The 13365-nt window shown below is 67.7% G+C and carries 13 protein-coding genes; 6 read left to right on the top strand and 7 right to left on the bottom strand.

The genetic code is table 11. The features are described from left to right. The first annotated feature begins 301 nt into the window (after positions 1-301). Positions 302-1180 carry a DUF5937 family protein gene (locus ABD798_RS12520; protein WP_344874062.1) on the top strand — a complete coding sequence of 293 codons (879 nt, stop codon included), beginning with the start codon at positions 302-304 and terminating at the stop codon, positions 1178-1180. Between the two features lie 100 nt (positions 1181-1280). After that, on the top strand, positions 1281-2249 hold the full coding sequence (locus ABD798_RS12515) for a hypothetical protein (protein WP_344874060.1): 969 nt from the start codon (positions 1281-1283) through the stop codon (positions 2247-2249). Here ABD798_RS12515 and ABD798_RS12510 read toward each other — a convergent pair. The 6 genes from ABD798_RS12510 to ABD798_RS12485 all read right to left on the bottom strand — a co-directional run bounded on the left by ABD798_RS12510 (position 2242) and on the right by ABD798_RS12485 (position 6605). After that, complete coding sequence (locus tag ABD798_RS12510; RefSeq protein WP_344874058.1) at positions 2242-3048, bottom strand: NAD(P)H-binding protein; 807 nt, start codon at positions 3046-3048, stop codon at positions 2242-2244. The two genes, ABD798_RS12515 and ABD798_RS12510, sit on opposite strands and share 8 nt — an antisense overlap. A 50-nt stretch (positions 3049-3098) precedes the next feature. After that, positions 3099-3851, bottom strand: coding sequence for a class I SAM-dependent methyltransferase (locus tag ABD798_RS12505; RefSeq protein ID WP_344874056.1), 753 nt, complete (start codon positions 3849-3851; stop codon positions 3099-3101). A gap of 27 nt (positions 3852-3878) precedes the next feature. Beyond that, the gene (locus ABD798_RS12500) at positions 3879-5129 is read right to left on the bottom strand and encodes an FAD-binding oxidoreductase (RefSeq protein WP_344874054.1); all 1251 of its coding nucleotides are present in this window, start codon (positions 5127-5129) and stop codon (positions 3879-3881) included. Between the two features lie 71 nt (positions 5130-5200). Continuing rightward, entirely contained in the window at positions 5201-5584 is a 384-nt protein-coding gene (locus ABD798_RS12495; protein ID WP_344874052.1) for a hypothetical protein, read from the bottom strand. Between the two features lie 60 nt (positions 5585-5644). Then, entirely contained in the window at positions 5645-6031 is a 387-nt protein-coding gene (locus tag ABD798_RS12490) for a hypothetical protein (RefSeq protein WP_344874050.1), read from the bottom strand. Between the two features lie 223 nt (positions 6032-6254). Beyond that, a complete protein-coding gene (locus ABD798_RS12485; RefSeq protein ID WP_344874048.1) occupies positions 6255-6605 on the bottom strand; it encodes a peptidase inhibitor family I36 protein in 351 nt (116 codons plus the stop codon). A gap of 340 nt (positions 6606-6945) precedes the next feature. Between ABD798_RS12485 and ABD798_RS12480 the strand changes: the two genes are divergently transcribed. The 4 genes from ABD798_RS12480 to ABD798_RS12465 all read left to right on the top strand — a co-directional run bounded on the left by ABD798_RS12480 (position 6946) and on the right by ABD798_RS12465 (position 9309). Beyond that, the gene (locus ABD798_RS12480) at positions 6946-7203 is read left to right on the top strand and encodes a hypothetical protein (RefSeq protein ID WP_344874046.1); all 258 of its coding nucleotides are present in this window, start codon (positions 6946-6948) and stop codon (positions 7201-7203) included. Between the two features lie 310 nt (positions 7204-7513). Then, entirely contained in the window at positions 7514-7888 is a 375-nt protein-coding gene (locus ABD798_RS12475) for a hypothetical protein (RefSeq protein WP_344874044.1), read from the top strand. A gap of 145 nt (positions 7889-8033) precedes the next feature. Next, a complete protein-coding gene (locus ABD798_RS12470) occupies positions 8034-8402 on the top strand; it encodes a hypothetical protein (protein ID WP_344874042.1) in 369 nt (122 codons plus the stop codon). Positions 8403-8436: 34 nt separating this feature from the next. Beyond that, positions 8437-9309: a LysR family transcriptional regulator gene (locus ABD798_RS12465; RefSeq protein WP_344874040.1), complete on the top strand. Its 873-nt coding sequence runs from the start codon at positions 8437-8439 to the stop codon at positions 9307-9309. Between the two features lie 88 nt (positions 9310-9397). Here ABD798_RS12465 and ABD798_RS12460 read toward each other — a convergent pair whose 3' ends face one another. Continuing rightward, positions 9398-13189 (bottom strand): discoidin domain-containing protein, encoded by a 3792-nt coding sequence (locus ABD798_RS12460; protein ID WP_344874038.1) that lies wholly within the window; start codon positions 13187-13189, stop codon positions 9398-9400. Between the last annotated feature and the right edge of the window lie 176 nt (positions 13190-13365).

Genomic DNA, 13365 nt, shown 5'->3' with positions numbered 1-13365 from the left:
GCTTACCGGGAAAACGGGCGCCGCGCCGTGCCGTGACGGCTGAAAAACACTTCACGTTCCCATTGTTTTCATTGTATTTGTTCTGTATGTCACCCTGATTCACTGTCGTTGCCGACCATTCTTCTAGCTTGAGGTGGACCTGATGCTTCGACTTCGACTGAGCGCGCGGACGCTGCAGTCGGTCAGCTTTTCTGCTGGCCCGCTGCCCATGGTCGAGGTTATTGGCGCTCTTCACCGTCTTCGTAGAATTGCCAGAAATTCTGACAAGGCGCTCTACGAGTGGAGTTTGCCCGCTGTAGCCATGCCCCTTTTCGACCTTTTCGCGGCGCGCGGTGAAGTTCCCGGCTTCCTGCTGTCCGCGCGCCAGGACATCAGTGCCGCGCTGGCGGAGATCGGATCCTGCCCGCCGTCCAGGATCCGAGCCGATCTGCTCGCGGTGTTCGCGGGTGAGCCCGCCGCGCCGTGGGTGCGCGAACTGGCCGCCGGTTGCCCGCGCGCCAGGGCCGCGCTGCTCGCCGCGCTCAACGCCGCCCACCGCACGCTGGTCGACGCCCGCTGGCGGGAGATCGAGTCCGCGGTGCAGTCCGACCTCGCGCAGCGCGGGCACGTGCTGCTGCGGATGGGACTGGCCGAGGTGCTCTCCACGCTGCCGGGCACGGTGCGCCACCGCGACCAGATCCTGGAGGTGGACTCGCCGGTCGAACGGCTGCTCACCGTCGAGGGCGGGCTGCGCTTCGCGCCGTCGCTGCTGATGACCCACCCCGTCGTGCTGCCGGCCGCCCCCGGCGACACGCCGACCGTGGTCTACCCGGCCGCGCCCGCGCCCGTGCGCTCCAGCAAGACCAGCCAGGACGTGCTGTCCGTGGTGCTCGGCGCCAGCCGCGCGGAGGTGCTGCGCGCCTCGGTGCAGCCGCGCGGCACCACCGAGCTGGCCCAGTACGCGGGCGTCAGCCTGTCCTCGGCCTCCGAGCACGCCACCGCGCTGCGCAACGCCGGGCTGATCATGACCGCGCGTGCCGGTCGCAAGGTCCGGCACACCGCGACCGCGCTGGGAATGTCGCTGGTGGCGGCGTGCGAGCCCGGGACGAGCAGGCCCGCAGCGGCCTCCTCCGGCTCGGTCGAACTGGTCTCCACCCTCCCCGACCCGATCCGCCGCGCGGTCGTGGGAAGGGCGAGGTGAGGGGCGGTTGGTGAAACCGTCCATTGTGGAGCATCGAAGGACTGTTTCGGCGAGCGTCGAAACGGTGGACAGCGGTTGCCCGCGTGGATCTACTGGCCGAATGACCGCCGTCGAGCCCTGCGCTGATCTCACCGCGTCACTGCTGACCGCGGCGTTCCCGGTCGACGGGCTCGATGCCTTCGCCAGTCCTGAGCAGGCGCTCGTGGTCGACGGCCACCTCGCCGGGCAGGTCAGCGAGGAGCTGGCCGGGGCCGCGTACGAGGAAGCCGCGCTGACGTCTTCGGTGGCCGTGCACCAGGTCGCGGTGGACGCCGGGTTCCGCGACGCCGTCGGTGGTGGCGACGCGATGCTGGACCGCGCGCTCGGCAACCTCGTGGAGACCGGGGCGGACGGTCCGCGCAACCGCGCCTTCCGCAGGGACGCGGAGCTGGTCGCGAAGTACTGGCAGCGCTACTGCGCGAAGATCGAGTTCGGCGACGTCACGCGCTCCGTGGAGTTCCGGCAGGGGGCAGAGCGCGTGCTGGCCTCCGAGGACGGCGCCCTCGTCTTCGGCACCGCGTTCCTGGAGGAACTGGAGCCCGTCTTCGAGGCTGTCGGTCGCCGCGACGGCATCGGCCTGCACCTCTGCGCCGCGAGCTTGGACGAGCTGAACGGGGGCGAGTACCTGGCGGTACTGAACGAACCCGTACCCCCGGCCGCCAGCGGTTCGCACGCGCCGCGCGCAGCGGTGGGTCGCGTGGTCACGCGCCGCGCGGCCTGGCACACCACCATCGCGGAGAGCGGGCTCGCCGACGTCGTCGGCCCGAAGGAGCGGTACTTCGCCGCGCGGCGGTGGCGGGCCGAGCTGGGCTTGCCGGAGCGGGTCTTCGTCGCGCTCGCCGACGACTCGAAGCCGCTGTACGTGGACTTCACCAGCCCGATCTTCACCGCCGTCCTGTGCACGGCGCTGCGGGCGTGCTCGGACCATGGCATCGCGGTGACGATCACCGAGGCGCTGCCGGGGCCCGAGCACGCGTGGGCGCGGGACGCGCAGGGCCGCCGCTACGTGTCGGAGCTGCGCATCACCTGAAGGCTCCGGCGTTCTCCGCCGCCCACTGCGCGAAGGTGCGCGCGGGGCGGCCGGTGACCTCCTCGATCACGGGTGTGACGGTGTAGGCCTCCTTCGGCGGGTTGGCGTGCCAGCCCAGCACGAAGTCGATGTCCTCCTCCGTAACTCCTCTGGCGCGCAGGCGGTCCCTGGCTTCGGACTCGGTGCGCTCGACGAAGCGGATCTCCCTGCCGAGCGCGGCGCTGAGCACGGCCACCTTCTCCGGCACGGTCAGCACGTCAGGCCCGGTGAGGTCGTAGGACTTGCCCGCGTGGCCGTCCTCGGTCAGCGCCCGCGCGGTGACGGCCGCGATGTCCGCCGGGTGCACGGAGGCGTTGCGCGCCTGCGGGTAGACCTCGCGCGCGACGCCCTCCGAGCGCACGGATTCCGTCCACTCCAACATGTTCGACATGAACTCCATCGGTTGGATGAAGGTCCAGTCCAAGCCGCTGGAGCGGACTGCCTCCTCCGTGGGCCCGGAGAAGCCCGCCCACATCACTGTGACTCGTCGCACGCCAGCGCGGATGATCACGTCCACGAGGGCGGAAGCGTTGCCCTCGAAGGGAGTCAGGTGCACCGCGGTCACGCCGTCCAGTGCTTCGGCCAAGCCCGCCGGGTCGGCGAGATCGCCCGCGAACACCTTCGCCTCCGGTGGCAGGACCGCGCCGGCATTGGCTGGATTCCTTGTCAGCGCACGGACATCGTGCCCTGCGTCGATGAGCTGGCGGACGAGGTGGCGTCCCACCGTCCCCGTCGCGCCGGTCACCAGAACTGCTGTCATGTAGTCCTCCTCGGTCGAGGACGACGCTAGGAACTCAACTCAGGTTGAGGTCAAGCCTCACGGCGGGCCTCGATGAGGAATCGCTGCGAGTGGGCCAGGAACGAGCCGTGCTCGGTGATGTGCTCGTGCATCGCCACGAGCCGGTCGCGGTAGCCGTCGACGGTGAACCCGGGCACCGTCCAGAGCACCTTGCGCAGGAAGTGCACCACCGCTGCGACGTCGAAGAACTCCACGCGCAGCGACTCGTGCCGCAGGTCGGTCACGACGAGCCCGGCAGCTTCGGCCTCCGCCTCGGCGCGCTCGGTGCTCCGGATCGGGTTGACCGGCTGCGGCCCCATCATGAAGTCGGTCAGCTCGCGATTGGAGCCCGCGCCGACCTGCTGGGAGAGGTAGCTGCCGCCGGGGCGCAGCACGCGGGCGATCTCCGGCCAGACGGTGACCGTGGGCAGCCTGCTGACGACCAGTTCGAACGAGGCGTCGGGGAACGGCAGCGGCCCCTCGTCCGGTGCTTCGACAACCTTGCCGCCCAAGGGCTCCAGCGTGCGGCGGGCGACGTCGATGTTCGGCGGCCACGACTCGGTCGCGGCCAGCACGGCAGGCGCGCGGGGGATGGTCGCCAGCACCTCGCCGCCGCCGGTCTGCACGTCCAGCATCGAGTCCACAGTGGACGAACGCTGGCCGATCAGCCCGGCGTAGCCCCAGGACGGCCGCTCCTCGGTCGCCCTGCCCTCGAACCAGGAGAAGTCCCAGCCGTCGAGTGCGACCGCGTCGCCCTCCGCCACCAGCTCGTCGAATGTCGCCATGCCCGCAGGCTCCCCGAGGGCGAACGGTCACGCAACCGGATTGCGCAGCTCTCGCAGGCGGAGCAGATCGCCCGGCTCGAACGAGCCCTCCTCGGCGTCGGTGCTGCCGTACACGAAGTTCAACGAGCGCCCGATCGTCCACTTGCGCACAGCGTCGAAGACCTTGCGCTGTCCTGAGTGGACGGTCGTGGGATCGCCACCGTCGAACGGCGAGATCACCCGCAGGACATACTGCGCGGCACGGTGTCCGACCGCGTTCGGCACCTCTGGCTCACGGGAGAGCGCCCCGCCGAGATGGCGAATGTCCACAATGTACTGATCGGCGAGTGCGAGCACGTCGCGCAGCGCGTCCTCGCCCAGCTCCGTCAGCAGCGCGTTGTCGCCGAGGTAGCCGTGCGGGTGCGTCGGGTCGTTGTAGATCGACCCCGCGTCCGCGAACGGCATCTCGCCGAGCTCGTCGATCACCCGAGGCCCGAGCGCGCGCAGCGGTGCCACCAGCTGGTCGCCGTCCTCGCCGGTGTGGGCGATCCGGACGTGCGCGATGTACCGCCCTCGCAGCGGCTCGGGGAACATCGGCAGGTCCGGTGCGAAGTACACGCCCACCGAGGACGTCAGCTGCTCCGGAACCGTTGCGCTCCAAGCGAGGTAGCCGCTCACCGCGTCCGGAACACGTTCGAGGTCGAAGTACAGCCCGCCGCCGTAGACGGTGCTCACCGGCATCAAGTCGATCTCGATGGCGGTCACCACGCCGAACCCGTCCCGCCCACCGCGCAACGCCCAGAACAGGTCCGGGTCGCTGTCGGCGGTGACCCGCACCGACCGCGCGTCCGGTGTGACGAGATCAACTGCTCGCACATGATCCGCTGCGAAGCCGAACTCCCTTGCCAGCAAACCGATTCCGCCGCCGAGCGTGTAGCCGACCACGCCGACCTCCGGCGCGCTGCCGCTGAGCGGGGCCAGCCCGTGCGGCGCCGCCGCCTCGATCACGTGCTTCCACTGCGCGCCCGCCTCAACCCACGCGGTTCGCCGTTCGGCGTCGACCCGCACTCCGGCCATCCGGCTCGTGGAGATCAGCAGGTGGCCCTCCGCGCTGCCCTCACGCCCGTGCCCGGTGCACTTGACGGCAACCGCCAAGTGCTTCTCCGCTGCCAGTTCGACCGCCGCACGCACGTCCTCGGCGGTCGTCGCGGCGATGATCACGGCTGGCCGGTGCTCGAAGGCGGTCTGGAAGCCCGCGCGCTCGGCGTCGTAGGCGGGGTGGTCCGGGGTGATCTCCATGCACCCAGCCTGCGAGCCGCGCGATCAGAAGTCCAAGATCTAGTTTGTCTAACTGCGAGAAGCGTTGCTTATTACTTGTGGCACTGAATGCTGTCGGCCTTGTTCGGGGCGGGCGCGTTGATGTACTGGCCGCGCGCGGCCTCGAGCACCACTTCCTTCTTTCCGCCACCGTTCGGGTAGTAGGAGAAGAGGATGATCCTCGCGGCCTTCATGACGCGGGCGGAGTCGACCCGGTCCCACCACCCGGACGGCAAGTCCGAGTGCTGCCCGCACGAGGTGATCTCGAGTGTGGCGCCGGTGCCCTCAGGGCCTTCGAAAAGGCAGGCGTACGCGGTGGCGGGGCAGTCCCAGCCGCCAGGTGTGGCGCTGGCGCTCGGCGCGACGCCGAGGAGCGCGCACGCGAGGGCGGCCGGGAGCAGTCGCGTCCCGGCGGAACGTGCGGAGAGCTTGAGCATCGCGTTCGCCTTTCGTGGCTTCAGAAGTCGACGGTGACCGGGAACAGGGAGTTCAGGTCACTACCACCAGCAGTCGATGATGTCGGCGACGTTGGGTGTCGTTGCTTTGACGTTTTGCCCTCTACCGCCACGGAGCACTCCCGGACGTTCGTAGTCCCCGCTGCCGTCGTTCTTGAAGGAGTAGAGGATGATCGTGTACACCTGCACACGAGCTGATTCGGTCTTGTCCCACCAGTACCTGGGCAACGGCTTGATGGTGCCGCATTCCCTGACCACGTAGCGGTCACCGGTGCCGTTCGGGCCGTCGAAGAGGCAGCCGTAGGCGTCAGCGGGGCAGTCGTAGGACGCGGGCGCGGCACTGGCCACTGGTGCGGCACCGAGGAGTGCGACCGCTAATGCGATCGGGACCAGCCGCTTTCTCGCGGGGCGTGCGGAGAGCTTGAACATTGTCTTCACCTTCAGGGGATTAGAGGTAGCAGCCGAGAGTGTCAGCCGTGTTCGGTCCCGTGGTGCCCTCGAGCGAGAGGTCATAGGGGGCCGTCAAAGAGGCACCCGTAGGCATCGGCAGGGCATTCGAAGTCCGGCGGCGCGGCACTGGCTGTCGGTGTCGCGCCGGGGAGGGCGCACGCGAGAACGATCGGGAAGAGTGGCGCGGTCGCCTTGCGCAGTATTACGGGTGGCACCAGATCCGGTCCGCCACGCCTCGCACCCACGTGTTGCCCCTCGTGCCGGGTTGGAGGCTGAGCACGACGTCGCTGTGTGTGCCAGAAACGTAGTTCTCGAGGTGGAAGGCGTTGGCCTTCATGTTGCGGGCGGACTCGACCCTGTCCCACCAGTTCCGGGGGAAGTCCCGGTAACCGCCGGGGCAGTCGGTGATCACGTATCTAGGCCCGATGCCGTTGGAGCCGTCGTAGACGCAGCCGAACGCCTCGGCGGGGCAGTCGTAGGGGGCGGGTGCGGCGCTCGCCGTCGGTGCGATGCTGAGAAGCGCGCACGCCAGAACAACCGGAAACAGTCGCATCCGCGCAGAATGCGGATAAGGGCGGAGTGCTGTCGTCGCGTTTCAAGCAGGCTTGAATGAGGTGTTTGTCGTACCTCTCTCGCGTCACCCCTCCGGGTGCTCTGGCCTGCGCGATCTTGCTTTTTCTGAAGAAAGGCTCGCGTTTTCTTGAGTTTGTTTTAAGTTGCGGTCAGCTCCCTGATCAGTCCACTGTCGTCGCCGTCACATTGTTTCTTCTGAGGAGATGCAAACGATGTCATTACGCCTCAACGCCGTTCTGACCGCAGTTGGCGCCCTTGCTGCCTCCGCTGCTCTCGTTCTTCCTGCTCAGGCGGCTGCCTCGACCGGAGAAGTCGGGCAGATGCGTCAGAACCTCGAGTGCGGGTTCAACCCGTCCTACGTCGCGAGGGACAGGGGCTGGCCCAACGCCGCTCACTACAGGCACTGTTCGCACGACGGCAACTCTGTCTACTTGAAGTTGCACAACACCATCGAGGACGGCTACTTCTGCTCCCGGGCGCACCAGCCCCACGAGGCATCGCAGCTGCCGCTGATCGGTGGCTTCTACGAGCCCATGCACGCCTCGGTTGAATGGTTCGGGTGCTCTCCCGCTTCATGAGGCCTTCCAGTCTTCGGTCGATGAGCTTCCTGCGATAGAGCTCCCGGCTGGTCACTTCGCCGCGGTCGCCGAGGGGTGAGCTCCCCCGAGGTGGCCGCGGCGAAGCACTGTCTCGACGTTTCACGCAGGCATGAAAGAGATATTCAATACGCCCCTCGGGCAAAGGTGCTCCACCTGGGCTTACCTGCGTGATCGCGAAGTTTCTGAAAACTCTTTCGGGGTTTCTTGAGTTTTCGTTGAGTTGCGGTCACTTCCCGGACCGGTCCACTGTCGTCGGCATCGCATTGCTTCAACTGGGGAGATGCAAACGATGTCGGTACGTATCACCGCCATTTCCGCCGCTGTCGCTGCCCTGGCCGCTTCTGCCGCTCTCGTCCTGCCCGGCGACGCCGTTGCCGCCGCGACGGGAGAGCTGTTGCAGCCGAAGGAAAACCTTGAGTGCGGGTTCACGCGGTCCTACGTCGCGGATTCCAAGGGCTGGGGCCCTTACCCGCACTACAGGCACTGTTCGCAGGACGGTAAGCCCGTCATGCTGTTGACGCACACCAATGGGCCGGACGGCAACTTCTGCTCTCCCGCTCATGCGGAGCACGAGGCTTCGGCGGTGCCCAACGTCAAGACTGAAAAGGGCGAGTACGAGGTCATGTGGGTCGAGGTCGTTGGCCCGTGCGGTGGGGCTGGCTGAGCCATCACCGTCCAGCCACGGTTCCCTTACCTGCGGGATCGTTTCGAGCGTGAAGCGCTTTCGTGATTTCTTGGGTTTGCAACCGACTCGGTGGCCGGTCCACCGTCGTCGGTATCACATTGTTTCAACTGGGGAGATGCAAACGATGTCGGTACGTATCACCGCCATTTCCGCCGCTGTCGCGGCCCTGGCCGCTTCCGCCGCTCTCGTCCTGCCCGGCGACGCCGTTGCCGCGACGGGAGAGCTGCTGCGGCCGAAGGAAAACCTTGAGTGCGGGTTCACGCGGTCCTTCGTCGCGGATTCCAAGGGCTGGGGTCCGAACGCGTACTACAGGCACTGTTCGACTGACGGCAGGACCGTCCTGCTGGAGACCCGCAACCTCCTCAAGTTCGGCAGAGCCTGCGCGCCTCCGCACCTTCCGCACCAGGCCACGCAGTTGCCGCTGATCGACGGAATCTACGAGCCCATGCAGGCCGTGGTCATCGGTACGGGCTGTACCCCCGCGTCCGGCTGAACGACGTCCGTGAGCCCTGGCCGATAATCGGCTCATGGAGCTGCGTCAGTTGGAGTACTTCGTCGCGGTCGCCGAGGAAGCGAACTTCACCAGAGCGGCCGCGAGGGAGCACGTCGCCCAGCCGGGTGTGAGCGCGCAGATCCGAAAACTGGAACGGGAGCTGGGCGAACAGCTGCTGGACCGGTCGGGGCGAACGGTTCGGCTGACCGAGGTCGGAGAAGCGGTGCTGCCCCACGCCAGGGCAGCGCTCGCCGCCGTGGCAGGGGCGAAGCTCGCGGTGGCGGAACTGGCAGGTCTGCTGTGCGGCAGGGTCGACGTCGGCGTGGTGACGGCCTGCGGTGCGGTGGACCTGCCTTCGGCCATGGCGGACTTCCACCATGCGCACCCGGGCGTCGAGGTCACGCTCTCCGAGGGCAACTCGGCGGAGCTGCTCAACGCGGTCCGCGCGGGCGATCTCGACCTCGCCCTGGTCGGTCTCGCCGGTCCGCCGCCGGAAGGCATCAGCACGCACGTGGTCGTCGACGAGCGGCTGATCGCGGCGGTCGCGCCGCAGGACCCGCTCGCCGAGCACGCGGAGATCGCCCTGCACGAACTCCGCGACCGCGCTCTGATCTGCCTGCCAAGGGGAACGGGCGTGCGCACGTGCCTCGACGAGGCGTGTGCGGCGGCGGGCCTCGTCCCGCGCATCGCCTTCGAGGCCAGCGGCCCGATGATGCTGGAGAAGCTGGCGGTGCGCGGGATGGGTGTGGCGATCCTGCCGGGCTCGGCCGGGCCCGGGTTGCGCGCGATCCCGATCGAGCCGGAGCTGCGCAGCACCCTGGAGTTCGCCTGGCGCGCGAACGGACCGGCCGCTCCGGCGGCGCGCGCGTTCGTCGAGCACGTCAGGCAGGCTTTCGTACCACTGTGAACTGTGAACCACCCCGCCCGGACCTCTGACCTGCGCGGGGCGGACAAGGGGAACCCCGTTCCGGGCGGAACGGGGTTCCCCACCCGACTCAGCGGATGTCGAGGGTGAACGTCGACGTCGTGTTCTTGACGTCCTGGTGGTTACCGCTCATCCGCAGGTTCGTGAAGCTCGCCGAGCCCACCGCGGGGCCCTGACCGGGCTCGGGCAGCTCGTTGACCCAGATGCCGAAACCGGACTTGGCGTCGAAGGCGTCACCGCTCTTGCGCGCCCCCGTGATGGAGACGTTGGTGAACACCGTGTCCGTCACCGGGTTCTCCGGCTGCGAACCGTTGTACTTGGTCTGGAACATGATCCCGCTGTAGGTCGGGTCGACGATGTCCACGTCGCTGACCCTGATGTTGCGGAAGACCTTCGACGCCGAGAACACCCAGATCGCCGGGAAGGTCTGCGCGCCCCAGAAGTGCCCTCCGGTGCGCACCAGTGAGATGTTCTCGAACTTCGTCGGCCCGGGGCCGAAGCCGTTCATCGGATAGCCGAAGTCCAGCGAGCTGATCGTGATCCCCGAGTACACCAACGTGTCCGCGACGTAGATGTTGCGGAAGGTGTTGTCGTAGCCGCCGTAGACCGCGATGCCCGCCGCGCGCCAGGTCAGCGTCGAGGACAGGTTCTCGTAGACGTTGTTCTTCATGTCGGAGCCGCCCGCGTCGATCGCGGAGAACAGCGCGAAGCTGTCGTCGCCGGTCGCCCGCGCGTCGTTGTTGCTGACGAGGTTGTCCGTGCTGCCGTTGGTCATGTTCACCCCGTCGGCGAACATGTTGCGGATGCGGGAGTTCTTGATGGTGACGCGGTCGGTGTTGGCGCCCCAGTAGAGGCACACCATGTGCTCGTTCCAGATGTTGTCGATCACCACGTCGCTGACGTTGGCGAGGTCGAACACCTTGCCGGGCCCGTCGATCCGCGAGGTGTAGTTGCCGAAGTAGGCGAAGTTCGCGAACGCCGAGCCCGCCGCGCTCACGTGGAAGCCGACATCGGTGTTGTCCTGTGTGGACGGTGCGTGGAACCGGGTGAACCACGGTCCCGCGCCGACCACCTTGATCGGCTTGCCGTAGACCTGGAACTTGCTCGCCGTCTGGTACTCACCGGCGGGCAGGTACACGCCGACGAGGTTCCCTGTGGTGTCCATGCGGAACTTGTCGAGCGCGTTCTGCACGTCCTGGTGCCCGAAACCGGTTGGCACCACGTACCTCGCGGGATCGGGGTTGGCGACCGGGCTGACCTGCTCGGTGTTGACGAAGTCGATCGCGTAGTCGGTGGCGTTGGCCGCGTCCTTCTGCAGGCGGATCTTGCTGCCCGCCGCCACGGTGCCGTCGAGCATCACGTTGGCCTCGTCGTAGATGTGCCTCGGCCCGCCCGCTCCGGGGGAGTTGCCGGGGCTGGCCTCGGCGCCGTAGAGCCACGCGTACTTCGACGTCAGGTTGATCGCCTTGCGGAAGACGCCGTTCACGTAGAGGTTGAGCGTGGAGTCGATCCCTCCGCCACCCGCCGCGTCCGGGATGGAGAAGCGGGTCACCAGCGTGTTGGTGCTGGCCTTGGTGGTCCACTCGACGTAGCTGCCGGTGGACTTCAGCGTCACCGCCCTGCGCCCGGACGCCTCGCCCGCGATGTCCCCGATCGTCCTGTTGGGACCGACGATCGCGGCGCCTCCGCCGACCACGCCGTCCTCGGCCTCGTACATGTCGTAGGGCATGTTCGCGCCACGTCCGACGAAGAACGGTTGCGAGCTGGTGTTGTTGCCGCGCTTGACCGGCAGCTCGTTCGCGTCGTCGGCGACAACGATCTTCACGGTGTACTTGCCGTTGCCCGCCGTCCACGTGCCGAGGTTCAGCGGTGGAGTGCTCGCGCCCGCCGCGATCGCGCCGTTGTGCGATCCGGTGAGCGTGCGCACGACAGCTCCGGTGCTCGCGTCGGAGATCGTCAGCGTGACGCCGTGCGCGCCCGCCGCTGATGCCACCGTGCCCTGGTTGCGAATCACCGTGGAGAAGGTGATCTGGTTGCCCGCGGCGGGGTTGTTCGGCGTCCAGCTCACGGCTCCGATGAGGTCGGAGCTGGCCACCGGGGTCACGACGAGCTTGGCGGGGTTGACGAAGCCGTTGTTCGCCTCGTTCTGCTCGATGACCTTGTTGTCCTCGTCGACCTTCGCGCTGAGCTGGTACTCCGCCGCGTCGCGCTGACCGATGTCGGCGGTCACCGTGGCGCTCGCCCCGGGCGCGAGTCCGTTGAAGGTCGCAGTTCCGGATTTGGTGTCACCGAGGTAGAAGTTCACGCTGCTCGCGCCAGAGGCCGCTGTGCCCGCGTTGCGCACGGTCGCGGTCAGCTTCACGGCGTCGGTCTCCACGGGGGAGCTCGGCGTCCACGACAGGCCCGAGATGATCAGGTCCGGGTTGGGCGCGGGCGCCCCGAACACCTGGAACTCGGCGACCTGTCCGCCGGTGGCCCCGGAGTTCGCGGTGATCCGCAGCTGCACGTCCGCGACTCGGCCGGTGACCGGGATCGTGACGGCGTTCCCGGTGGCCGGGTCGAAGGTGTGGGTGGTTGCGGGGGAGAGGCTGGTGAACGCGGTCCCGGCCTGCTCGCGCCCGAGAACCTGGACGATCTGCGTGCGGCGGGACCACGCGGCGTCCGGGTTGAGCCGCAGTACCACCGAAGTGACGTCCGCGTTCGCGCCGAGAGCCGCCGTCAGGGTGCTGGGATAGCTGTTGGCGTTGCCCTCCCAGTACGTCGCGACGTTGTCGTCGTTGGCGTTGGCCGCGACGAACGTGTGGATGGTGGAGGAAGCCGTGATCGGCTTGCCCAGCGCGAGGTTCGCGCCGCCGCTTCCGTTGCGCTGCACAGTGTTGCTGTTCGGCGACTGGTTCCCTGCGGCGTCGCGCGCACGGACGAAGTAGGAGACCGTCGCGCTGTCCGGTTGCGTGTCGGTGTAGGTCAGCGTGGTGACGCTCGTGCGCAGGATGTTGTCGGCGTAGACGTCATACCCGGTCACGCCGACGTTGTCCGTGGAAGCGTTCCAGGACAAGCGAATCTGGCCCGGCGCGGGTTGAGTGTGCGTGAGATTGCTCGGCGCCGTCGGAGCTTGCGTGTCACCGGTCGCGGGCCCGTGCAGCTCGAACTCGCCCAGCTGTGCGGCGGGCCAACCGGTGTTCGCGGTGAATTCCAAGCGCACGTACCGGAGCGTCGCCGCACTGAAACTGATCTCGACAGCGTCTCCGCCGAAGACGTAGTCCTTTTCGGCAGCGAGGTCGGTGAAGGCAGTGCCGTTGGTGCTCCCGCGCACGCGCAAGGTCTGCGTCCGCTGCTCCCAGCCCGCGGGGAGTTTCAGCGCGAGCCGGTTCACTGCCACCGAAGCGCCGAGATCGGCCTGAACCCATTGCGGGAAGGCGTTGTTGGCGCTCTCCCAGTACGTCGCGGCGTCCCCGTCACCGACGTTGCCCGCCGTGTAGGTCTGCGTGGTGCTGCTCGCGGTGAAGGTCGCTGTCAGGGCTTTCGTCTGAGCTTCTTGTACTTCGAGGTCGCTGGGCTTGGCGTCCTTGACGTTCACGCGCACGAAGCGCGCTGGCGTCGCGGGCAAGTCGATCGTGACGGTGTTGTTCTTGGTCGGGTGCGCGGCTTCCTTCGCCGCGACGGCGAAACCTGAACCGTCCTGGCTGGTCTCGACGGAGAGCGTGCTCGTCGGCTTGGCGTTGGGCAGCTTGAGGATGAGCTTGCCGACGGAGATCGTCCGTCCGAGGTCGCGTTGGATGGATCGTTCTTGGGCCGCGTCGGCCGGTGGGGTGAGGGCTGTGAGGGTCGCCAGCAGTGCTGCGAGCACGGGTAACGCACGCATGTCGCGTTCCTTCCCACTCTGGGGTGGTCACAGATGGCGGCGAAGGACTGCTAGGAATTGCCGGGAAGTTGTCGAGTTTTTGCGGGGTGTGGGGGAAGAGTTGCAGACGGGGGTGGGGTGCGTCAACGTGCGTTTGGTGGGGGTTGGGGGCTTTCTGGTGGGGGATGGGGTTCCAG

It is taken from the genome of Allokutzneria multivorans (genome assembly GCF_039537405.1).
GTDB classification, from domain to species: domain Bacteria; phylum Actinomycetota; class Actinomycetes; order Mycobacteriales; family Pseudonocardiaceae; genus Allokutzneria; species Allokutzneria multivorans.
The sequence above is the reverse complement of the archived record's forward strand: the minus strand, read 5'-3'. Positions and strand labels throughout refer to the sequence as shown.

Excerpts from the sequence above, each read along its gene's own strand:
- ABD798_RS12520 (WP_344874062.1), top strand. The coding sequence starts at position 302 with ATGCCCCTTTTCGACCTTTTCGCGGCGCGCGGTGAAGTTCCCGGCTTC.
- ABD798_RS12470 (WP_344874042.1), top strand. The coding sequence starts at position 8,034 with ATGTCGGTACGTATCACCGCCATTTCCGCCGCTGTCGCGGCCCTGGCC.
- ABD798_RS12510 (WP_344874058.1), bottom strand. The coding sequence starts at position 3,048 with ATGACAGCAGTTCTGGTGACCGGCGCGACGGGGACGGTGGGACGCCAC.
- ABD798_RS12475 (WP_344874044.1), top strand. The coding sequence starts at position 7,514 with ATGTCGGTACGTATCACCGCCATTTCCGCCGCTGTCGCTGCCCTGGCC.
- ABD798_RS12515 (WP_344874060.1), top strand. The coding sequence starts at position 1,281 with ATGACCGCCGTCGAGCCCTGCGCTGATCTCACCGCGTCACTGCTGACC.
- ABD798_RS12465 (WP_344874040.1), top strand. The coding sequence starts at position 8,437 with ATGGAGCTGCGTCAGTTGGAGTACTTCGTCGCGGTCGCCGAGGAAGCG.
- ABD798_RS12480 (WP_344874046.1), top strand. The coding sequence starts at position 6,946 with ATGCGTCAGAACCTCGAGTGCGGGTTCAACCCGTCCTACGTCGCGAGG.
- ABD798_RS12500 (WP_344874054.1), bottom strand. The coding sequence starts at position 5,129 with ATGGAGATCACCCCGGACCACCCCGCCTACGACGCCGAGCGCGCGGGC.
- ABD798_RS12460 (WP_344874038.1), bottom strand. The coding sequence starts at position 13,189 with ATGCGTGCGTTACCCGTGCTCGCAGCACTGCTGGCGACCCTCACAGCC.
- ABD798_RS12495 (WP_344874052.1), bottom strand. The coding sequence starts at position 5,584 with ATGCTCAAGCTCTCCGCACGTTCCGCCGGGACGCGACTGCTCCCGGCC.
- ABD798_RS12490 (WP_344874050.1), bottom strand. The coding sequence starts at position 6,031 with ATGTTCAAGCTCTCCGCACGCCCCGCGAGAAAGCGGCTGGTCCCGATC.
- ABD798_RS12505 (WP_344874056.1), bottom strand. The coding sequence starts at position 3,851 with ATGGCGACATTCGACGAGCTGGTGGCGGAGGGCGACGCGGTCGCACTC.
- ABD798_RS12485 (WP_344874048.1), bottom strand. The coding sequence starts at position 6,605 with ATGCGACTGTTTCCGGTTGTTCTGGCGTGCGCGCTTCTCAGCATCGCA.